We start from the raw sequence: 21,532 nt of genomic DNA, 5'->3' as shown, positions 1-21,532 counted from the left end.
TCACGTCTTCCGTCAAGTTCGTTTTACCTTGGCTAACCCTAAAGTCACCCCGATGGACAAGTTATTTTTACGCGCCAAACCCTGGATGCTCTTCATTCCTTTGTTCCTCCCTTACGTCTATCAGGGCGTGGCGCGGGGCGCTTGGATGGATGGCCTAAACGCCGTGATTACCCTCGACGGTAAAGTGGGAACTACCCGGGCGGTGGAGGATATGATGGGCGGATTGGCTCGCTTCGTGTCCCTTTATGCGATTATTTATGCCGTTGCGCTACTCGTTACGCTGGGTTGGCAGTGGTCAGTAGTGAAACGGTTGCACGGTAGTCTACCGCCCGGCACGGGTCTTAAGCGGAAGAATTTTGCCGTTGCCGTCGGTCTTTATCTGGTCGCGGCCACAGTGATGACCTATTTATTTACGCAGGTATATTCTGTAGTCTATTCGCTGTACCGTTGGGGAGCGATGGAGTCGGATGAACTCAACGAGTCCTTTACCGGGTTCACGTCGTGGTTCGGCGTAGCTTTTTTGTGCGGGATACTGATGTTTGGGTTGACAATCTACCTCAACTATTTCGTTGGCAAGCTAATTCGCTCCGTCGAGTTGGGCAAGCCGGCGCGCGGTAGCGATTACCTTGGGTACTCGTTATTGAGTTACTTCCTCGTCATCGGTGTCTGGATTCTCCAGCCAAAGGTGCAGCGCTACCTAGCCAGCGGTACGACGGCGAAGCCGGGTGATGAATCAGTCTGGTAGTAAATTGGTGAGTAGTCGGACGAGAGCCACCTCGGTAGGTTCATCCGCAACGTGGTGTGCAAGCCGGTGAGCGATTAACGCCTTGGCGGTGCTCGGTCCGATCGCCAGCAAGAGCGTATTTTCTGCAATCGCGTGCTCACGCAGGTAAGCCTCGACGTTCAGTGGGCTAGTGAAAATGAATACGTCAGCACGCACCGGTGGGACCCGATCAATAACTACGTTGTCGTAGCAAATGGCGTCCAGCACGGTATAATTATCCGGTAGCATCCGTTGCACGCTGCGGCGCGACTGTGTGGCGCGGGGGAAGAAAACGGTCGTCGCGGGCACCGCTTCAATAAACTGCGTGGCAACCTCGACGGGGTCGCCGGTGCCGACGAAATCCGCCTGAAATCCGTGCGCGTCGAGCGCCGCCGCCGTCCCGGGCCCGATGGCCGCTAACTTGGGCCGCTTGGATAACCCCGCCAAGCCATCCACACTAAATTCTACCGCCCGGGGGCTGTAAAAAAACCAAACCTTTGCGTGCGACGGTGGCGTAAAGCGTACGGGCGTGAACCGCAGTAATGAATGGCTGATCACGCTACGTCCCGGTGTCCGTGCCCATTTGGTAAGGGGGCTATTCAGCTGGAGTTCTCGGGTAACGAATACGGTGGGCATGGCGGAGGGGGTAAGGAGACTGAAAGTAGCTGCGTACCTATCGGTACGGTTCAAATACCGATTTTGTCGGTCAAATGTTGATCGCTCTTCGGGCCAAAACTAAAATACGGCAAATCCCGTTTTCACGGCTCAACCCATATCTATGTTAGGCTGGCGCTTCAGAAATTACCTGCCCGGGGAGGGCGACGAGACGGATTTCGAAAAACTCCTCAAATTATTTCAGGAACTGCTCACGCATACTTCCGGCAACGTCGCCGAAGCCCTTCAGTGGCTGACGCAACTCGACCGGCAGTACGAACTCACCAAGGACGATTACTCGCTCGGTGATTTCATTCAGGAGATGATCGATAAGAACTTCATCAAGCCGGGGGACGGACCGGGGGCACCACCTTTCATTCCTACCGCTAAAATGGAGGGTGAGATTCGCCAGAAAGCGCTCAAGGATATTTTTGGTGAGATCAAGAAATCCAAACGCGGTAATCACTCCAGTCGATTCTCCGGGCGGGGCGATGAGCGGACGTCCGAACGGCGGCCCTTCGAATTCGGCGACGCGCTCGATAAACTGGCCGTTTCGGAAAGCCTCCGCAACGCGCAGATTAACCACGGCATCGGTGATTTTCAACTGACGCAGGGCGACCTCGAAGTGTACGAAACCCACTACCAGGCGCAAATGTCGACGGTGTTGATGATCGACATCAGTCACTCGATGATTCTCTACGGGGAAGACCGCATTACGCCGGCGAAAAAGGTCGCGATGGCGCTTTCGGAATACATCACGACGCGCTTCCCCAAGGATACGCTCGACATTATCGTGTTCGGTAACGACGCCTGGGAAATTGAGGTGAAGGACCTACCGTACTTGCAAGTGGGGCCTTACCACACCAACACCGTGGCCGGTTTGGAACTCGCGATGGATATCCTCCGCCGCCGCCGCAACCCCAATAAGCAGATCTTCATGATTACGGACGGGAAGCCAACGTGCATCAAGCGGGGTAATAAGTACATCAAAAACTCCGCCGGGCTTGATCGTACAATTGTCAACCGGACCCTTAACTTAGCCGGCCGCCTGCGTAAACTGTCTATCCCAGTGACGACTTTCATGATCGCTAAAGATCCTTGGCTAGTCCGTTTTGTGGAAAAATTTACGGAGACGAACGGCGGTAAGGCATACTTTTCTGGTTTGCAGGGGCTTGGCGACTTTATCTTTAAGGATTATAAGGATAATAAAAAGAAAGGATAATGCTAATTCCCGGTAAAAGATGCTTGCTTTTTGCGCTTGGATTAGCACTGTCCGGGTTGGTTTCCGCGCAGATAGCGGGAAAAAATCCCAGTATCTTTGGCCAGGAAGTTCCCGCGTTTCTGCGGGATAAACCCGCCTCCCGCACCTACGAAGTCGAAGGCAAAAGCGTCACGATTCCCACCTTTCAACTTCCCGGCGAAGCATACCAACTTACCCTACTCGATCGGGAAGATCAACACGTTGGCGTACCCAACCGCACGTCGGCGGTTCACAATTTACGGGGCGCCGCATTTCATTACAATCAGACACTGCCTCACCTGGCGTTCTTTTGCAGGTTTGAAATTAATGAGGACCGCGGCGGCGTCATCCCGATGAAGTTTCGCCTGGGGGGGCATCAGCCCTGGCAGAATGATTTGCTGCGGTAGCGAGTGATTTCCACTACACAAATTTTTAAAAGACTTGCAGGCAGATTTTGCCCAAGAAAATGTATTTTTCTTGGGCTCTTTCATGACCCATGGTCAAAAGATGTAGCTGACGGTTTAGCGGCCACAGTGTTGCGACGGAGCGGGTGGAACGACTTAGTGCGTATTCCACTTTTAAACTTATCATAATTCGGCGGACTGGCCACCAGCCGTAGGGTTCACTTAATTAAGTTTGTTCGAGACAACTGGGTCGACTGATTGAAACTGATCAGGATTGGATTGCGCTTTTATGTTCCTTGAGAATCGAACGACCAGTTGTGGTATTTGAGCAAATCTTACTTACTAGTTTAAACCATACTAATATGACCAGGATATTTACTTTGGCCCTAACACTCTGCTCCTTTCTCCTTTCCACTGCATCTACGTCCGCGCAGTGTTCGAGTATTTATATCCTGCGGCCGAATTCCGTGACCCAGTCCTCTTTTCCGGCCCTGGTGCAGGTGAATGACGTTGCTTTGTACGAGTACGCGTCCGGCGAGCGAGTAATGGCGGAGATTTGCGAGGCAGGTTCGTACGAATTTACCGTACGCGAGCATCCCGATTCCGCCGCACTTGGTCGCCGAGTTCTGTACCTAAATTCTCCCGCAGACTACTACGTAAAAATTAGCACCCTCCCAATAACCGGAACGCCAATTTTCACCTGGATGAAGCCTGGCAGGGGGCAGAAATTATTGAACAACGATAAGCGCTTTGACGGACCACTGGAATCAATTGCTTTTGTAGGTCCTAACAGTCCACCCGAAGTAATACGCAGCCCCGAAGCAGCTACTCAAAAATCTTTTACGGAGGCACGAACGCAGCAGATCGGCTTTAACCCCGTTCAGACCGTCGGCAATTTTAAGTTCGAGCTTACCGACGTGGTTCGCGTAGGGCGGACCGGCCGTTTAGAGTTTAAGGTGACGAACCTCGCGGGGCGTGATCTACTGGTGACGCTGAACAATCGCCTCGCTACCTTTTATGACGATGCGGGTACGGTTTCGATGGCGAATAAAATTTGTATCAGCCGGACTTGCCATAATTATAATGGAGCCCTTGAAGACTCGCAGGTGTCGGCGGAAAAGAATTTCAAGTACTTACACGACCACAAACCCGTGAATTTCCCGAGCGGTATACCGCTAAAGTGTACGGTCTATTTTGATAAAATAGACCAATCGGCCGAAGAATTTGCCAAGTTTTCCCTTTGGGTGGCTTCTAAGGACGCGGGCCAACAAACACCGAACGTATTCAACATACAATACCACAAAGTAGCCTTCCCCAGTCTGACTGATGAAAAGACTCCAAATCTCCGCAGCTTCGGATCGCAATCGCTTGAGGTCGTTATGGCCCAGTTAAAGGGTGGCGAGGCGGTCGTCCAAGTCCAGATTAAAAACGGGGGTACCAATTCTTACCTCTACAAATTGACGTCCGCGACCGTCTACGACGAACTGGGCAACATCACGGAAATGAACGCTATGCAGTTTGGTGGAGATACCAAGCCCCTACCTTATCAACATCAGTGGCAACAGACAATCGGAGCGGAAAGCAGTGTTAACGCAAGTCTGTTTTTCAAAGACTTCGATCCCAAAGCTCAGCTCATTAAACGTTTCACATTACGCTTTCAACAGTACGAATTTAACTGGAACGACCTTGCACTCACGGGCGGCGGCGGATCGGGCACTTTGGTGAATACTTCCTCACCTAACAAACCGCGCGCCGGTTACATCACTTACCAGGAGCTAAGGCAAAATTCCGCCACGCCAACCCGCATCGCCGGAAAAAAGGTTGTGCTGAGGAAACTGACTTTCAACAGTGGTAGCGATGAACTGCAGCCAGGATCATTCGGGCAACTGGACGAACTCGCTGACTTGCTGACCGCTAATCCCGATCTCAACGTAGAGGTATCCGGTCATACGGATAACGTGGGTACACCTACCGATAACTACTTACTTTCCCAGAAGCGTGCCGATGCCATTAAATACTACCTCATCGGTAGATCCATTAGCCCCGACCGGGTGACCAGCGCCGGGAAAGGGGAAACAGAACCGTTCGACGGTAATGATACGAAGGCTGGTCGACTGCGTAACCGGCGGGTAGAGATTAAGGTGAATGGTTGAGTTGCTCTGTGCGTTCGGAGCCCTAAACCCCGGCTTGCGCGCAGTCGCTGCGTTGGTACCGTATGAGCATTCGGGCCGGAGGCCCTCGACCTAACTTTGCACCGGCGTCCGCGCCAGAAAATCCTTATATTTGCCCCCGTTTCAAAAAATATAGCCCAGTATGTTTGATAATCTCAGCGACCGCCTCGAAGGTGCCTTCAAGACCTTTACCGGAGATAACAAGATCACGGAGATCAACGTAGCTACGAGCCTCAAAGAGATTCGCCGCGCCCTCGTTGCCGCTGACGTTAACTACAAGATTGCCAAAGAATTCACCGACAAGGTGAAGGAAAAAGCGCTAGGGTCAAAAAACGTGCTCAAGGCCGTTAAGCCCGGCCAGATGATGGTCAAGATCGTCCAGGACGAACTCACGGAACTGATGGGCGGCCAGTCCGTCGGCATCAACGTGAAGGGCGCACCGGCCGTCGTACTGATCGCGGGTCTTCAGGGTTCCGGTAAAACAACCTTTACCGGTAAGCTCGCACTTCACCTCAAGGAGAAGCGTAAAATGAAGGTGCTCGTTACTGCCTGTGACGTCTACCGCCCCGCCGCCATCGACCAGCTGACCGTGCTTTCAGAGCAAGTCGGTGCCGGCATTTACAAAGAGCCCGAGAACAAAAACCCGGTCGAAATTGCCCTCAACGCGATTGCCCACGCCCAGGATAATAAGTACGATGTCGTCATCGTCGACACTGCCGGCCGCCTGTCCGTAGACGAGGCGATGATGCAAGAAATCGCCGACGTTCGCGACGCGATCAGTCCCAACGAAACGCTTTTTGTCGTCGACTCCATGACCGGTCAGGATGCCGTTAACACGGCAAAGGTCTTCAACGACCGACTCAATTTCGATGGTGTCGTGCTCACGAAACTTGATGGAGACACGCGTGGTGGTGCCGCCCTTTCGGTCAAGTACACGGTCGACAAGCCGATCAAATTCGTCTCAACCGGCGAGAAGATGGAGCAGCTCGACGTTTTCCACCCGGACCGCATGTCGCAGCGTATCCTTGGCATGGGAGACATCATCTCCTTCGTCGAGCGCGCCCAGGATCAGTTCGACGAGGACGAAGCAAAACGCCTCGAAAAGCGAATTAAGAAGAATAAGTTTGACTTCAACGATTTTCTCGGTCAGCTGAACCAGCTGAAGAAGATGGGCGACATCAAGTCGCTGCTCAACATGATCCCCGGCATGAAAAAAGCCATGGGTGACATCGAGATTGATAATTCCGCGTTCTCCCGCGTGGAAGCGATCATCCAGTCCATGACACCGACGGAGCGCGCCCAGCCCGAGCTTATGAGCATGAGCCGCAAGAAGCGCATCGCCCGCGGTTGTGGCCAGACGATTGACGACGTTAACCGTTTCATCAAGCAGTTCGATCAGATGCGGAAGATGATGCACAAAATGTCCAACAACCCCGCCATGATGGGCATGGGCGGCGGTGGTGGCATGATGGGTAAGGGACGCCGCCGGTAGTCGTTCGTGGGCGCGAAAATCATTATCGAGAACGCTCCCAGCCGGTTAGTTCGACGTCACTAGATTATAGTGATTAGTAGCTTTTCATTCTTCGAATGTAGGAGATGCGGAATGATCAGGATGCAGTCGCGTGGCGAATGGATAAAATTCAAGTCGGAAGCTAATTTTTCAAAGAGCGCACCCGTAGTGCCTCATTTCGGAGCCGGGATTGACTTGCCAGTTGTTGATTTAAGTTAATGGTTGCCAAAATAAAAGGGCCGTCCGAAAGTGATTTCGAACGGCCCTATTTTATGCATCAGGTGGAGGTTAGAATTACCGCTGTTCAACTGAGCTCGAATAAGTGCTTTTGTCCAGTAGACCATCGAATATCCGCTAGTGCTTAGATCTGATTATCAAGTGTCAAAATAAAAGGGTCGTCCGAAAGTGATTTCGAACGGCCCTATTTTATGCATTAGGCGGAGGTTAGAATTACCGTTGTTCAACTAAGAGCTTTTGTCCAGTAGGCCATCGAATATCCGCTAGTACTTAGATCTGGTTAGCAGGTGCCAAAATAAAAGGGCCGTTCGAAAGAGATTTCGAACGGCCCTAGTCTAATGTCTAAGCGTAAGTCGGACTTACTGCTTAATCAATTTGCGGCGAGCGGTGATGTTGCCCTTGCCATCGGTGAGTATCATGATGTACGTTCCTGGAGTCAGGTTTGACATGTTGATGCTACCGGTTCCGTTCGCACTAATGTCGATGTCTAATGGACGGTAGATTACCTGACCCATTAGGCTCATTAGCGTGATTTCAGTGCTACCGATTAGATCGGCTCCTAGAGTGAAGTTAACTATATCACGAACCGGGTTCGGGAAGGTGGTAACTTCAGTATTAGCGGCAACTAGCTTGCGGACGTCAGTATTCGGCTCGCTCTTCGCTAGAACTTCGCTGTTAGCGGAGTTTCCAGAGATTACCTCAAAGGTAATAGCGAGAGGCATGCCGGCTTCTCCACGTCCTTTTTCACCAGCGTAAGGAGTAGCAACGAGCGTGTTCATTCCCAGTGGGAATACAAGCGATCTGAATCTTCCGGGGCCACGGTCTCCACCAACGGCGTAAGGCACTTTGCTTTCCGCGCGGCGCGTATTTCCGTTGAGTTCGAAGACGATGCTCCTCACGTTATCTCCTGCCGGTATAGCTACGATGTTGAAGCCTCCGGAGGGGAATTGGCTGATGTCTACAACATCACCTTCGACCAAGCTTCCGATGATTGTGTCCGCATCAGCGTCCACTAACAGGAAGTCCTCAATACGAAGGACAGCAGAGTTGTCGACAACCTCAAAGGTGATCGCCAGAGTTTCGCCAACTTCACCGCGTGCTCTGTCCCTACTGTAAGGCGTGGCGGAAATCGTGTTCGTGCCGAGTGGGAACTCGAACGAGTTAAATCTCCCGGGGCCACGGTCTCCACCGACGGCGTAAGGGATTTTACTCTCTACACGTCGCATCATTCCGTTTAGTACGAATTTGACACTTCCCACGTCAGTTCCGGCTGGTACGGCCACAATGTTGAAGCCTCTAGAGGGGAACTGGCCGATGTCTACGATGTCGCCTTCTTGTAAAGGACCTACTACGGTATCCGCGTCGGCGTCAATAAGAAGGAACTGCGCTAATGCCGGCACTCCGTTGACCGTTAGGTCGACTGGGATAACGGTTTCCGCAGCTTGCGGGTCATTGCTGAGAATAACGATCTCACCCTGGTAATTACCTGCCGCAAGATCTTCGGCGGAAATGGTTACCGTGACGTCATCACACTCACCCGGCTCTAGTGATCCGGTGGTGGGTGGCGTAAAGGTGATGGCTAACTCATCCGTCAGGTAAGGTGCATTGAAGATCACCTGTAGGCCAGACTGACCCATAGGTCCTTCCAGACCAACCGTACTAGATAGACGGGCTGGGGCATCAACGTTCTCGTATTGCATCTTAATTGAGCCATCGGGGAACAAGATTACTTGGAAAGTAACCGGTGCGGTATTGTCAGGGAAACCAAAGCTCGGTACGTTTTCGTACTGAACGATGAAGCGATCCGCATTTCCGTCGAAGAATACTCCGCCACCGTCCTGCGGCTCGAGATCATTCCACATGCCAGCAATGAGGTTGTTGGGGTTACCCGGTGATGGAATCTGCTGGTTGGAGAATGCTCCGAACAGCGCCGTAATGGGCTCGAAAGAAAGGAAGCCATTGGCGGCTACGAATACTTCACTCTGCTCCTCTCCGAAGAAAGGGAAAGAGAAGGGTAGGGTAACCAACTCAGAGCCATCGGCCCCAACGCTTGCGCTAGTGCCGGTGGTGCTAATGTCAATAAAGTCATAAGCTTCGCCGCCACTGTTGTTATCAACCCAGGTGTAACCAAAGGTTCCGGGGCCACCACTGGCGTTCACGAAACCGGGGCCCTTACGGGTGTCACCTTCTTCCTTAGTTAGGATAGCGGGAAAATCAAGCTGTGGGTAGGTTGAGCTTTGTAGCTCATCCGTCATGGGGTCCGAAAGCGTGAAGGGGGTAACAATGTAGGTGAGCGTTGCGTCGCCCGTGTTACAAATAGTTACCGTTTCGTCGGTGCTTTCTCCCTGGTCTAGTACAACCGTCAGAGATTCTGGTGTCACGTCAATAACTGGAGGAGCGATACCCGTTCCAATCAGTGTAACCGTAACGTCATCAACGCCATCGGTCGAGCTGGAAATGGTAATTTCATCCATCAAGACACCCGCTTCGGTTGGGCTGAATACTACGGTAGCGGTAACAGAACCACCCGGCTGAAGTGTAGCTGCTGCATCGTCGATCTCTACGGAGAAATTATCCGTACTTGTAGAAACTGATGAAAGGTCGAGTGCCTTGGTTCCAAGATTCTCGATCACGAAAGTAGCTTCCGATTCCAACCCAACAAAGATGGGGTCGAAGGTAATGGTGTCAGGAGTAACGCTGAGTTCCGGTGTGCCAATGACGGTCAGTTCGAATTCAACGGTGCTGTGAGAAGCATCGGGAGAGTTACTGGAGACGGTAAGGTCGTCGAAGTAAACTCCGTCCGTAAGGTCCGTTGCGTCTAGCGTAACGGTCAGCTCTCTGGAACCACCCGCGGGGATGACGCCGGAGAGGCGGCTAACGTCAGAAATGAAGTTAGTCAGTGGGCGCTCCGGTACGATGAAGCGGAGGGCCAGGCCATCCTTAATGTAGTCCGTATTAAAAGCAACCTGGGCGCCATCGGTGGCGTCGACGTTCTCAATACCTACGGTGCCTTCATCCGTTTGGGAGTAAGTTTCTACGTCTTCGTAGAAAACGTCAATCGTTCCGTCGGGGTACAAGACCACTTGGAACGTTGCGGTTGCGTCGGGAGTACCGGTGACGCTCACCTGCATGTCGGTCCACTGCACGACGAAGCGATCGGCGAAAGCTTCGTAGTAAATGTTACCACCATCCTGGGGGTTGAAGTTATCCCAGAAAGCGGCAATGATGTTGTTGACACCATCTTCTTCCGGAATCTGGCTGTTGATGAAAGCGTTACCCGTGGCTTGCTGGAAGGCAACGAAACCATCGGCGTATACGAATACGTCGGAGTACGTTTCTCCGTAGAAGAAGAAGGGGAAGGGTAATGCCGTTTCAATAGCTCCGCTGATGCCAACGTCGGGGGTGACGTCAGTTCCAGTAGCAGAGATGTCCGAGTAGTTGTATACCGGGCCACCATCTTCGTCATTGTCAATCCAGGTGTAACCGTAAAATAGGTCGGTACCAACGCTAGACTTGACTAAATGACCCTTACGGTTATCCACGAAGGTTTCTTCGGTAAGACCGGCGGGCTGTGCGAATTCGATGAATTCCGTGTTGTTCAGCACCACATCGGGCGCGCTCAATGCAGCCTGGGCTGCGAACCTTGGGAAAGAGTAAATCAAGGGAGAATTGCCCTCATTTTTCAGCGTAACGGTTACTTCGGTGGTTTCACCGGCGGCAACCGTTGCGGATACTTCCTTCGGGTCGAAAACGGCAATTGGTGGATCTACGCCAACACCGTTGACGACGATTTCCAGTGTTCCGTTTTCCCCCGCGTCCGTCTCAATGGTGATGATACCATTGATGTTTCCGGTGGAAGAAGGGGCGAAGGTTACGGTCAGTACCAGAGAGTCTCCGGCACCAATTGTAGCTGATTCAGGTGAGACGGTAAAGTCATCTTCGTCGGATGTAATACTCGTCACGTTAAGTGTGGCGAATCCTGGGTTGAAGATGGTAACGGTCTTTTCTTTCTCATTCCCGACAAATACATTGTCGAACAGAAGGAATTCATCCGAGATCGCTACTTCGGCAACTTGGCCAGACACTTCGAATACGGTAGCCACGGTGGCTACTGGGTTAACCGGGTCATTACTGCTTACGAGAATGTCGGTTTCGTAAACGCCGTTAGCAAGTTCCGATCCGTCAAAAGTCGCGGTAACTTCCACGGATTCTCCGGGTGCTACCGTACCCGTAGAGGGCTCCAGCGTAATGTAGGAGTCACCACCGTCACTAAGGGCTCTACATAAGATGATGAAGTTATCGTTTGGGTTGTCCCAAGTAACTCCACCATCGTTGCTGAACAAGTTCGCGCCGGGTCGAACGGTGCCGTCCTCGTCGATGCCCTGCGCGAAAGGAATACCAACGGGGTATTTATGTACTACCCAAAAGGTTTCTCCCGCTGAAAAGCTTTGCGCTTCCTCAAGTACTTCCAAGCGAAAAATTCCATCCGCGCTGGTTTCGCTGAAAGCCTGGGCGGTAAGTAGTTCTCCATCAGCGGGTGTATCTCCACCACGGTAAACTTCCAAGATGATGGTAGCATCATCGAGGTCCTGAGTACGGTAAAGATTGCGTATCGCCGTTAGCGTGAAATCGGTATCAACATCAAAACGGACCGCGCTACTGACTGCCGTGACCAAACTGTTAAGACCAATAAAATCGGTCGCTATTCCGGACCCTGAATCGTAAAAGATAGAGTCCGTAAAGTTAGTCGCCGCCGCGGTTGGCGACGTTTGAGCAGTGAGTGCTAAGCTTGGGCCCGTGATGCCAGCATTTTGGAATGCTCCACCGGAAGTATTGCCAAATCCATAATCACGCATGTCTAAAGAGGCAATAGTGATGCTTGGGTTTCCTGATTCAGGTGTGTTCCCAAATGCTGTAAAATCAGTGCCTCCCGTACCGGTCGTAAAAGTCAGTTCACTCGCCCCGGTATTAGTGATCGTGAACGTTTCGGTATCCGTTGCGGGGTCATCGGTTTCGACGTTGACCGCGGCGAAGAGTGAATCCGGCGCTACGGTAATGGTCGGCGGGACCGTTACCGTAAAGTTGACCGGTATGACAACCGTGGAATTATTTAGATCATTACTATTTATGGTAATCGTCGCGAAATAAGTATCGGGTATTAATGAACGCGCGTCGAAATTTACGTCCAGTACGGCGGAATCACCCGGAGATACGGTACCCGCGCTGGGGTTGACCGTTAGCCAGAAGGCATCGGGAACTCCGTCGATAATTTCTACGTTATCGATGTCCAGCGTAGAGCCGGTATTATTCATGGGAGATGCGAAGACTAACTGTTCTATTTCCGATGCGAAAGCAAGGCCTGAATAGACAAGTTCGCCGTCGATGAATAGATTAAAGTTAGAAGTTGCCCTGTCGAGGATGAGTTTAATGTTAAAGTATCCAGTGGGTATAGTTTCATTGAGCTGTACAAAGGTGCCCGAGGAAGCGTCGCCCACAACGATTGAACCATCCGGGTTAAAACGAACGATCGTAACTATTGTCTCACTAGTATTGGACTGAGGGACAAATTCCCAGGTCACGCCGGTGCCAGTAATTGCTATGTCAGCGGAAGCTACCATAAAGGGCTCATCGCCCGGGGTAACGGATGGACTCAGTGCTAAGGTTGTAAAATCTCTGGTACTGCCCAGCCCGTCCGATACGGCGCGGATGTGGCGCGAGCCATCGGATGCGTTATCCCCCGAAATGACGTAGTTATCAACGTCCTGACTTACCCAACCCATTTGGCCACTTAAGTCTCCTAAATTGAAGTCTTCAAAGTCGGTGGCGTAAAGGCTAGTTACGAGTTTTTGGAAATCACCATTCGAATGCTTCAATGCGCTTGAGAATGATGTGCCACGGTTACCGGTTGAAACGCTTTGGCTGGTGAAGCCCGTTCCCGCGATTGCCGCTCGCGTCTGTTCGACACGCGCGCTGAAATTACTAACGACTTCCGCCGGCAGAATATCAATCGAGTACGTCAGATCGGCATCGCCGGTGTTCGATATGGTCAAATCCCTGGTAATTACCGAAAACTGGTTTGCGGTTTCTACGAAGGAAAGCGGATCCACCTCGATACTAGGTGCTTCAGAACCGTCAAGAACCTGAATGACTACCGCTACGGTAACGGTATCCTCGCCATCCACGACGATAAAGTCGATACTCTCTTCGTACAGGCCTTTTGCTAGGCCCGCCGTGTTGATCTCTACGTCGAGCGAGCCGGTTTCAAGCGCACCCAGCGTAAGCGTAGCTGAATTTGGGAAGGAAATAAAGCTGCCACCGGGGCTCGCTTCCGCCATTACGATCAACACTGAATCCACGATATTCTCTACGGAGATGGTTCGGGTTATGGACGTATCTACGGAAAGAACTTCGCTGATCACACCCGGACTGACGGCAATGGGCCTCGCGTTGTCGACGCTAAACACCCAACCGAGATCACGGAAAAGACCACGGGTGATGTCACCGAGATCGAAGTTAACTTCCTGCTGTCCGATATTAGGAGTCATCAGAGAATTAGGATCTCCGGCGGGGAAGGAAGCTTCGTTCCAATGGGAAATACTGGAACCGTCGCGGTAGGGGTTAGGAGCGAATATCTGTGGTGATTCTCCGTTGAACGCGGCCTGGGTCTCGGGGCCGTCCATAAACAGATCATTACTAATAAGTTCATTCCCCAGTTCTATGGATGGACTTTGAAGATCAGTCAACCGTACGCCATCACCATTTACGATGTAGGTGTTATAGATGCCGGTAAAAGGTAGACCGAAGCCTTGAAAAGTACCGATACCACCAGCAAGGAATTCATCAAGACTAACGAAGCCGAGCCCGTGGCCCGCTTCGTGGAGGGCGACGGTCACAAAGTCAATTTGGCCGGGGCCGGGGTTGCCGTCCGTACCAAAGTACCAGTTGATGCCATTACCGATTCTAACGTTCAGATCAAATTGCGAGTTGGGGTCCAAAATCTCGCCAGCCAACGTGTTGGCCAGTGCTGAGTTGTAATAGACGTCCGGGACGGGCGCGTTCGGAAAGTTGGTAACCACCGTGGTCGGCCCTGCGGAGGCGAGCGTGCCGGGGCCGAGGTTAGCAAAGTCCGCGAAAACGCGGATGGGAACGGAGGAGACAATCTCACTCGCCCAAATGTCGAGTGCGAACCGGAATGCCGTCTGTACATCGGCGTTGCCCTGGGCTCCGGGGCCGTAGGTTATTGTAATTTCCGAGGTAGCGTTGGCTTGCAAACTTTTTTGGAAGTTCGCTGACCGTTTGGGTACGGCGTGGTAGGTCTGCATGTCCTCAAAATGCCCCGGGCAGACAACAACGGGGCCAGGCTTTTTATGCATCTGCTGCGCCTGGAGGAGCAGCGTGGAGTTAACGAGGAGGAATAGGGCAAGGCATAGCCTCGTACCCCAGTTGCGGGTGAATATTTCACCGTTAAACAGGTAGTGTCTAATCATGATTAAAAAATTGGATGAGAAAATAATGACCCTTCTATCAAGATTATGGAGGAAAGCAACCCGCGGCGAAGATTGAGGCGTACAACCACAAGGCAAAGAGCCGTGCGGGCATAAACTATAGGCGCGGGCTTTAACTACCGGATAATCAAGTAGAAAGATCTGGTTGGTTTTAATATATGATGTCTAAGCACAAATTCGATACCCGAAAATAGACAATATGACCGTATATTATAACGTTTGACCATACTTTCTCAAAAAAAACTTTTCAATCAACACCAAATACCCGAATAAACGGCGGTCATCTACCAAGTTTCCTCAGTTGATTGATCACAGCCCGCATATCCTTAGGGTAGGATGCCTCAAACGTCATGCGCTCACCGGTGCTCGGGTGGTCGAAAGAAACCTTAGTTGCGTGGAGGGGAACTCGGTTCAGCAAGGGGCGCTCTTCCTTATCACGGCCCAGGTTGTATTTCCGCCCCTTGATTTCCGAGAGCATAAATGCCTCGCGCTTTCCGTAAAATGGATCGACCATCAGCGGGAAGCCAGCGTAGGCCAAGTGCACACGTACTTGGTGCGTCCGCCCGGTAAATATCTGTACGGCAACTAGGCTGAATTGGCGACCGAACGATTCAATTTGCTTGAAAATTGAAAGAGCATACTTACCCTTATTGCTCACCATCATTTTACCCGTTTGGGCTGGGTTATTGGCGATTGGTTCGTCGACTTCGGTTTCTCCTTCGCCGGGTTGGCCCTCCACGATAGCGTGGTAAATCTTGTCCACTTCCCGCTCCTGAAACTGTCGATTCATTTCTTTGTGCGCTTCCTTGGTCCGGGCGTAAATGATGGCTCCGCTCGTCGGCTTGTCGAGGCGGTGCACGGGGATGATGGGGTCGCCGTAGCGTTGACCGAGCAGGGCGGTCAGGTTAGGTATTTCCGCATTGTAGCGATCGGGTACGGAAAGAAGGTCGGCGGGCTTGTTGACGACGATCAAAAAATCGTCTTCGAAGAGGATGTCCAGTTTCATGGGCGCAAAGGTAATCAGGGGTAGGGGAGGCTTACGGTTAGCGATAACAAAAAAGCCGAGTAACCCACGCTCGGGTACTCGGCTTCATAAGCTAGCGGCAAATCTGTTGCAACATAATCAGCGATGCAATAATCACCGGTGCATGCCTTAACAAGTAGAGGGGGATGTTAAAACCGCCTAATTTTTATCAGAAGTCCGGTCGGTAAAGTCTTCAGACGACTCCTCGTTAGTGTCATCCTCACCGGCGAGTCTCTCGCTAGCCACCTGAATAATTGCCTTCGCCGTGTCCGTGACGTCTTCCACCGCATCCGTTACTTCGTCGACAACCGAGTTCATTAAATCATCGGCTTGGTCCAGTAAACCACCTTCTTCCCGCAGTGGAGCGATGGCCTCACCCGCGGAAGTAATGGCACCCGCGATCGCGTCACCCGTTTTTTCGGCAATTGTTTGTCCAGTATCTCCGTTCGCCGAAGGGGCAGGTGCTGGATGTTCGCTCGTAGCCGTCGAAGCGTCACCAACCGCTTGCTCTACGTAAGGAGCGCCGTCCGCACCTTCGTTCTCCACGCGGGTTACTTTGTTTTCAATCGCCTGCTTACTAACCGTTGGCTTTGGCGCTTCGGCTGATTGATCTCGTGGTGTAGTTACTTCAGCGGTCGGTGCACCAATTGCCGCCTTTGTTACCGGGACGTCGGGCGTGATGATTTCACTAAAAGCAATGAAGTTTCTTACCTGCTTGGAAGGTCGGTCGGTCGCTTTATTACGGCCACCCTTCTTTTTCTTTCCTCCCGAAATAGCGTCAGCCGCGGCTTGTAGTTTTGCGGCTTCCTCTGGCGTTACCTCGCGGCTCCCGATTTCGGCGGCAATCTTAGCTTTTGCGGCGTTAGCGGCGGCGCGTTCCGCATCTTTCTTAGCGCGTCTTTCCGCTTTCCGCTCTTCCTGCTCGACCTTTTTCTCCAGGCTAGCCTTAGTTTTCTCCATGTCGTCCACCTTGGCTTGCTTGCTGGTGATGCGGGATTCGATCATGAGCACTTTCGCCTGGCGAATTTGCCGTTCGAGCTGTCCGTCCGTCCGTTCAATACGGCGGTGCTCAAACTTTAGGTCCTCCTTGTCGCGGCCGATACCACTTTTCATGCGGTCCATAGCCTTCACTAATCCTTCCAGGCGGGAGCTTATCCGGCCGGCAGCACCACCGCTCTCCTTCCCCTGGCCACGTTTTTCTTTGACGGCTTTAAAGGCTTTGTCGATGCGGGAATAAATGGCGTCGCGGTCCTGCTTGGTAAATTTGACGTTGTGAAATTTACGCTGGGTCTCCCGCAATTCATTAAACACGCGGTTGAGGTGGGTACCCTGTTCGATGGAGGCTTCCGCCTTATCGAGAATGGCGGAGAAAGCGGCGACCTGCTCGACGGATTCCTCTTTGTATTTCTCGTTGAGTTGGTCACGCATCTTCTTTAGCGTATCGAAGGTACCGTCGACGCGCTTGCGAATATCGTTGCCTTGCTCACGTAACAGCGTCTTGTCCTGAAGTTGACCCTGTACCTTCTGCCAGAATTTTTTAGCCTGGTTCCACAAGTCCGAGCTGTATTCGGTGGCCCGCTCCACGCGGTCCTCGATTTCGGCCAATTCAGACTTGTACGTCTCGGCGAGTTTGGCGCTCAGGACGTGAAAATGCCACTCGGTTTGCGCCCGAACGATCATGTCCGTCTGTTCCGCCTTAAGATCTTCGGGCAAAAGCCCTTCGGTGACGCTAAGTTCACGGGCAATGACGCGGTCGGGCTCCGGAAGCTCGGCTTCCTGCTCCTTGCGCCATTTGTCCATGAAAAGTTTGTAGATGTCGTCGCTGACTACCTTTTCGGGGTAAGTCTCGATGCGGACGATGTTGTCCTTCACTTGAAGTTCGATGGCGAGGAGGACTCGTTTTTCCTGGGCGTCACGCCCCCAGACGGCAATTCGATTTCTCATATTCAGTTTGCGTTGCGTGGCGGTGGAGGGAAATACCCTGGTCCCGTCACATAAATCAGGTTAAATGCGGTAGCCGGAAAAATCCCAGCTAGCCACGGCTTCTTGTAAAACAGCAGCATTGGCCCACCCCTTGCTGGGTTAAGCGTCACTTAGAGCATATTGGGACTTTGGGTTCCTGGCCGGTTTTAGCTACGCTGCTACTGCGTGGTGAGACAGTTTTGTGATGGTTTAGGCAGCAAAACCGGAGTTTAGCCGTAGCTAAATGAGGATTTTGCTAACGAAGACCATCGCAAAAGTGGCCAAAACAAGGCCGGAAGCTAAAGTCCCAACATGCTCTTAAGCCGTAACGCCTGGCCCGATCAATTTGTTAGCGGCAAGGTAAGTTGCGATCTGTACGGCATTCGTAGCCGCGCCTTTACGTAAATTGTCGGCTACGACCCAGAGGTTGAGACCATTTTCGATGGATTCATCGCGCCGGATGCGTCCCACGAACACTTCATCCTTGTGTTTGGCGAGCAAAGGCATGGGGTAAACGTTATTCTTCACGTCATCCTGTACCACGATTCCGGGGGTCGCGGTCAGCAGTTCGCGCACCTTCGCCACCGTAAACGGCCGGTGAAATTCCACGTTTACTGATTCGCTGTGTCCACCGTGGACGGGCACCCGCACGGCGGTAGCCGTGATGGCAATGCTGTCGTCACCCAGTATTTTACGGGTTTCGTGGACCAACTTCATTTCTTCTTTCGTGTAATCATTGTTGAGAAATACGTCGCAGTGCGGGATACAATTTTCGAATATAGGGTAGGAATAGGGGCGATCGGTTCCCGACGTGTCTTCACCACGTTTCTCCGCCTCGTACTGGTTCACGGCCGGGACGCCGGTACCGGTGAAAGATTGGTACGTTGAAATCACCAGTCGCTTAATTCCAAAGGCTTTGTGTAAAGGTGCCAGGGCGAGGACCAACTGAATGGTGGAGCAGTTCGGGTTAGCAATGATGAGGTCTCGCTCGGTTAATTCGCTTGCGTTTACCTCGGGGATGATCAATTTCTTAGTCGGGTCCATCCGCCAGGCGCTGGAATTGTCCACCACCACGGTGCCAATTTCCGCGAACTTGGGTGCCCATTCGAGGCTGATGCTACCGCCGGCGGAAAAGATGGCGACGTCGGGCCGCATTTCAACGGCCGTCCGTAACCCAACTACGGTGTACGACTTACCGCAGTACTCGATTTGCTTACCGACGGAGCGCTCGGAAGCAACGGGGATCATCTCGGTAACCGGGAAATTATGCTCCTGCAAAACTTGAAACATGACGCCTCCGACCAGACCGGTAGCGCCAACAACTGCAACTTTCATCGTGTATTTTTTTGGGGGGGACCGTGAAGTTACGCGTTCGTAAGGTTTTATGCCATTTGAGGGTCGACCTATCACAAAAAAAGCCCAGTACTAGGTTGTGATACCTAGCACTGGGCTACTTTTTCTAACGGAGTTGAGATCAGCTATTCAGCTTCTGGAACATCATAATGCCCCACCGCAGATCCCCTTCTTCCGCCAATTCGCGAAAGATTTGACAAACCCGCTTCCGTTCGTTAACGAACTTCTCGCTGGTCTGCTTGACCATTTCAGCGCGGTTTTCATCCAGTGATTCCTCAAGTTTGGCAAAGTGAGCGGCTAAATTCTTAGAAAGGTCGAGAGCATAAACTTTTTGAAAAAAGCCACGGCGTGCGTCATCCTCGTAATCGGCGGCGGTAATGAGCTCCTCAACGGGCAAGCTAGCGATACGCTCCTCACCGGCCGGGCTTACCTTTTCGGCGCGCATAATGGCACAAAAGATCAACCGTGCCTCGGGCTTCATCACGCGGTGGATGGCGCGGAACATCTGACGCTTCTGGGCGGTGATGCTGAAACTGTCCTGAGCGAATACGAAGTCAAAATAGTCCGGGTTGAACGGCATGTAGTCAACGTCTCCGAGGGTAACGTGCATCATTTTGTGCAACTCCGCTTCGTTGATCTTTTCTTGATTGAAAGTATTTTGCGCTTCATTGTCATTGAGGCACTCCACTTTACACATGTGTTCCGTTGCGATGTAACGCGCCGCGGTGCCGAAGCCAGCTTGTAAAACGAGCATCCGAGTCGACTTTTTGATGCGCGGTAAGAGCCGGAGCATCCGGTCGGTCGTGGCCTGCGCCGCTTCGGTAGGGTTGTCTACTTCGTCGGAATAAATGCCAACGTGGAGGTCGTCGCCGCCCCACATGTTGCGGTAAATTTCTTGTGCTTTCTGGTCTTCGTTGAACGTTGCGATAATTGCTGTAATTTCTTTGTTATACTATACGGGGTACGCACCATTAACAAACAAATACGCTTTTTGTGCGCTCTAATCCGCTAAGATCAACGCGGGGTACGAATGAGTTGATATTCATACGGGTTTAAACAACGGGGTGCGCGGTCGCGGGTGCCAGGTAATTGGGTAAAGGAGCAAACACTATTCCCTACGCATCGAAGTGGTGACTACCGACCGTGCTTTTGCCGGAGTAACGGCCCAGACTGAGACCTTATATAGAGGTACTTAGCCCCGCTTCCCTCGGTTCGCAAGATTTAGTTCGTTGCAAGCTACTGTTTGCTTACCGGCGTAATTTGGTAGGCGTGCATTTACCAATGGCCACCGGAAAACACGCTCAGGCAGCTGCTCATATTAATTCCTGAAGGGTAAACTCAGTCCGGATGTACTGATTGTCACGAACGTACTTCATGCGGACCCGCCTACCGATCTTACCCCGCAGGCGCTCGATGATGGCACCTAGTGACAGAAAAGTGCAGGACGTTCCGTTTACCGAAGCAATGCGGTCGCCGATGCAGAGGCCCGCCACGGCCGCCGGGCTATCCGCTACCACGCGCGCTACGTAGAATTGATTCAGCCGCCGCCCGCCCGCAACGATGGATAGACCCGACCGGTCGAACCTAAACCTTTGGCGCATCGCCCTGCCGTCCGGCCGGAAATAGACCTTACTGCGTACGAAGTCGATCGCGATGCGATATCGGCTCAGGACTTTGTTGCCAATGATGCCGCGGCGTCCGTGTAGATAGTTTTTTCCGAGGGTGTCGAGGGGCTGAAAATAGGTAATGACGTCCGCCAATGTTTTACCGCCCAGAGTGATCTGCCGGGCCCGCCCCACGTTTCCGTTTACGTTTCCACCGATGCCGTTAGCGATGTAGCCGGGTAGGGTAGGAACCGGTAGATCCTGCTCCCTGATGGTGTCACCGTACGTGTGCAACAGCATCGTGATTCCCGCTCCCGTGTCGAGTAGCAGTTTGCGCGTCGAGGCGGTGGGCTCACTAAATGCGATGGGTACCTGGATGTAGGCCCGGTGGCGATGAAAGACGGAAGGGACTTCCCGATATTTTGGCCCGGGCTTAAATTCGGTGGCTCTTTTCAACCTGATCTCCCTGGTGCGGTAGTTGATCTCCATGACGAAGCGGCTCCAAAAGTCTACCCCCAGGATGCCGTGGATTGGCGAACCGACGACCTGGTCCAGGTTTGCGTAGTCCTCTTCTAGCACCAGGATGGCCCGGCTGCGCGCCAGCAGCGCATCGTCGAGTTGCAAGTCGATGCCGGTTGCTAAGTAGGCGATCAGGTCTCGTTCCTGGTCGGCGCCCGTGATGGTGAATTTTCGGCGGTAGTCGACGTCAAGTTCATCGGAAATGCGCTTGTCGAGTAGGATCGTGTTTTCCGCCCCGGTATCGACGACGAAACGGAGGCTATACCGACCGTTCAACGTCACCCGGACGACGATAAAATTATTCTCGAACGTGAAGGGAATGATAATTTTGTCGCGCTTTCCGAGGTTGGAGATGTCGCTTGCTTGCCCATTTCCCGGCACCTGCGCCAGCGCCCAAAACACCCCCACTAGTAGCCAGATTTTGCACAAAGATTCAGCGCGAGCCAGGACGTCAGAAGTTGAATGTTGCACCACTTTAGTAAGGTAGATGTTTTACGGTAGGCAGCGTAACTACTACCCCAATCGTTGCGAAATCGTTAATCCAATCGTTTGCTATCGGACAAAAGAGAATATATTTCTTCGTACT

Annotated in this window: 12 protein-coding genes; 5 read left to right on the top strand and 7 right to left on the bottom strand. The window is 52.3% G+C overall.

The genetic code is table 11. The annotated features are described in order from the left end of the window. The first annotated feature begins 52 nt into the window (after positions 1–52). Positions 53–745, top strand: coding sequence for a hypothetical protein (locus tag GGR27_RS04185; protein ID WP_168036121.1), 693 nt, complete (start codon positions 53–55; stop codon positions 743–745). Here the strand turns inward: GGR27_RS04185 and GGR27_RS04180 are convergent. Then, positions 734–1,399, bottom strand: coding sequence for a uroporphyrinogen-III synthase (locus tag GGR27_RS04180; RefSeq protein WP_168036120.1), 666 nt, complete (start codon positions 1,397–1,399; stop codon positions 734–736). The genes GGR27_RS04185 and GGR27_RS04180 overlap by 12 nt on opposite strands. A gap of 142 nt (positions 1,400–1,541) precedes the next feature. Here GGR27_RS04180 and GGR27_RS04175 point away from each other — a divergent pair, with 142 nt between their 5' ends. The 4 genes from GGR27_RS04175 to ffh all read left to right on the top strand — a co-directional run bounded on the left by GGR27_RS04175 (position 1,542) and on the right by ffh (position 6,724). Continuing rightward, positions 1,542–2,639, top strand: a complete 1,098-nt coding sequence (locus GGR27_RS04175; protein ID WP_168036119.1) for a vWA domain-containing protein — start codon at positions 1,542–1,544, stop codon at positions 2,637–2,639. Next, positions 2,639–3,064: a hypothetical protein gene (locus GGR27_RS04170; RefSeq protein WP_168036118.1), complete on the top strand. Its 426-nt coding sequence runs from the start codon at positions 2,639–2,641 to the stop codon at positions 3,062–3,064. The genes GGR27_RS04175 and GGR27_RS04170 overlap by 1 nt, the downstream gene beginning before the upstream one ends. Positions 3,065–3,423: 359 nt before the next feature. Then, on the top strand, positions 3,424–5,214 hold the full coding sequence (locus GGR27_RS04165) for an OmpA family protein (protein ID WP_168036117.1): 1,791 nt from the start codon (positions 3,424–3,426) through the stop codon (positions 5,212–5,214). Between the two features lie 160 nt (positions 5,215–5,374). Continuing rightward, positions 5,375–6,724 (top strand): signal recognition particle protein, encoded by a 1,350-nt coding sequence (ffh, locus tag GGR27_RS04160; protein ID WP_168036116.1) that lies wholly within the window; start codon positions 5,375–5,377, stop codon positions 6,722–6,724. Between the two features lie 614 nt (positions 6,725–7,338). On the opposite strand, the gene GGR27_RS04155 is transcribed toward ffh, so the two are convergent. The 6 genes from GGR27_RS04155 to GGR27_RS04130 all read right to left on the bottom strand — a co-directional run bounded on the left by GGR27_RS04155 (position 7,339) and on the right by GGR27_RS04130 (position 21,417). Then, on the bottom strand, positions 7,339–14,466 hold the full coding sequence (locus GGR27_RS04155) for an Ig-like domain-containing protein (RefSeq protein ID WP_168036115.1): 7,128 nt from the start codon (positions 14,464–14,466) through the stop codon (positions 7,339–7,341). A 298-nt stretch (positions 14,467–14,764) separates the two neighbouring features. Beyond that, a complete protein-coding gene (locus GGR27_RS04150; RefSeq protein ID WP_168036114.1) occupies positions 14,765–15,490 on the bottom strand; it encodes an RluA family pseudouridine synthase in 726 nt (241 codons plus the stop codon). A gap of 177 nt (positions 15,491–15,667) precedes the next feature. Next, entirely contained in the window at positions 15,668–17,452 is a 1,785-nt protein-coding gene (locus GGR27_RS04145; protein ID WP_168036113.1) for a hypothetical protein, read from the bottom strand. Positions 17,453–17,788: 336 nt separating this feature from the next. Further along, positions 17,789–18,805: an aspartate-semialdehyde dehydrogenase gene (locus GGR27_RS04140; RefSeq protein ID WP_168036112.1), complete on the bottom strand. Its 1,017-nt coding sequence runs from the start codon at positions 18,803–18,805 to the stop codon at positions 17,789–17,791. A gap of 139 nt (positions 18,806–18,944) precedes the next feature. Next, positions 18,945–19,703 (bottom strand): SAM-dependent methyltransferase, encoded by a 759-nt coding sequence (locus GGR27_RS04135; protein ID WP_168036111.1) that lies wholly within the window; start codon positions 19,701–19,703, stop codon positions 18,945–18,947. A gap of 433 nt (positions 19,704–20,136) precedes the next feature. Further along, positions 20,137–21,417 (bottom strand): aspartyl protease family protein, encoded by a 1,281-nt coding sequence (locus tag GGR27_RS04130; RefSeq protein WP_168036110.1) that lies wholly within the window; start codon positions 21,415–21,417, stop codon positions 20,137–20,139. Positions 21,418–21,532 lie beyond the last annotated feature (115 nt).

Source organism: Neolewinella antarctica (assembly GCF_011927835.1).
Taxonomy (GTDB): domain Bacteria; phylum Bacteroidota; class Bacteroidia; order Chitinophagales; family Saprospiraceae; genus Neolewinella; species Neolewinella antarctica.
Note: the sequence above shows the minus strand (reverse complement) of the source record. Positions and strands in the feature narration are given on the sequence as shown.

Coding starts and splice junctions, on each gene's coding strand:
- GGR27_RS04180 (WP_168036120.1), bottom strand. CDS start 1,399: ATGCCCACCGTATTCGTTACCCGAGAACTCCAGCTGAATAGCCCCCTT.
- GGR27_RS04145 (WP_168036113.1), bottom strand. CDS start 17,452: ATGAGAAATCGAATTGCCGTCTGGGGGCGTGACGCCCAGGAAAAACGA.
- ffh (WP_168036116.1), top strand. CDS start 5,375: ATGTTTGATAATCTCAGCGACCGCCTCGAAGGTGCCTTCAAGACCTTT.
- GGR27_RS04175 (WP_168036119.1), top strand. CDS start 1,542: ATGTTAGGCTGGCGCTTCAGAAATTACCTGCCCGGGGAGGGCGACGAG.
- GGR27_RS04140 (WP_168036112.1), bottom strand. CDS start 18,805: ATGAAAGTTGCAGTTGTTGGCGCTACCGGTCTGGTCGGAGGCGTCATG.
- GGR27_RS04170 (WP_168036118.1), top strand. CDS start 2,639: ATGCTAATTCCCGGTAAAAGATGCTTGCTTTTTGCGCTTGGATTAGCA.
- GGR27_RS04155 (WP_168036115.1), bottom strand. CDS start 14,466: ATGATTAGACACTACCTGTTTAACGGTGAAATATTCACCCGCAACTGG.
- GGR27_RS04150 (WP_168036114.1), bottom strand. CDS start 15,490: ATGAAACTGGACATCCTCTTCGAAGACGATTTTTTGATCGTCGTCAAC.
- GGR27_RS04165 (WP_168036117.1), top strand. CDS start 3,424: ATGACCAGGATATTTACTTTGGCCCTAACACTCTGCTCCTTTCTCCTT.
- GGR27_RS04135 (WP_168036111.1), bottom strand. CDS start 19,703: ATGTGGGGCGGCGACGACCTCCACGTTGGCATTTATTCCGACGAAGTA.
- GGR27_RS04185 (WP_168036121.1), top strand. CDS start 53: ATGGACAAGTTATTTTTACGCGCCAAACCCTGGATGCTCTTCATTCCT.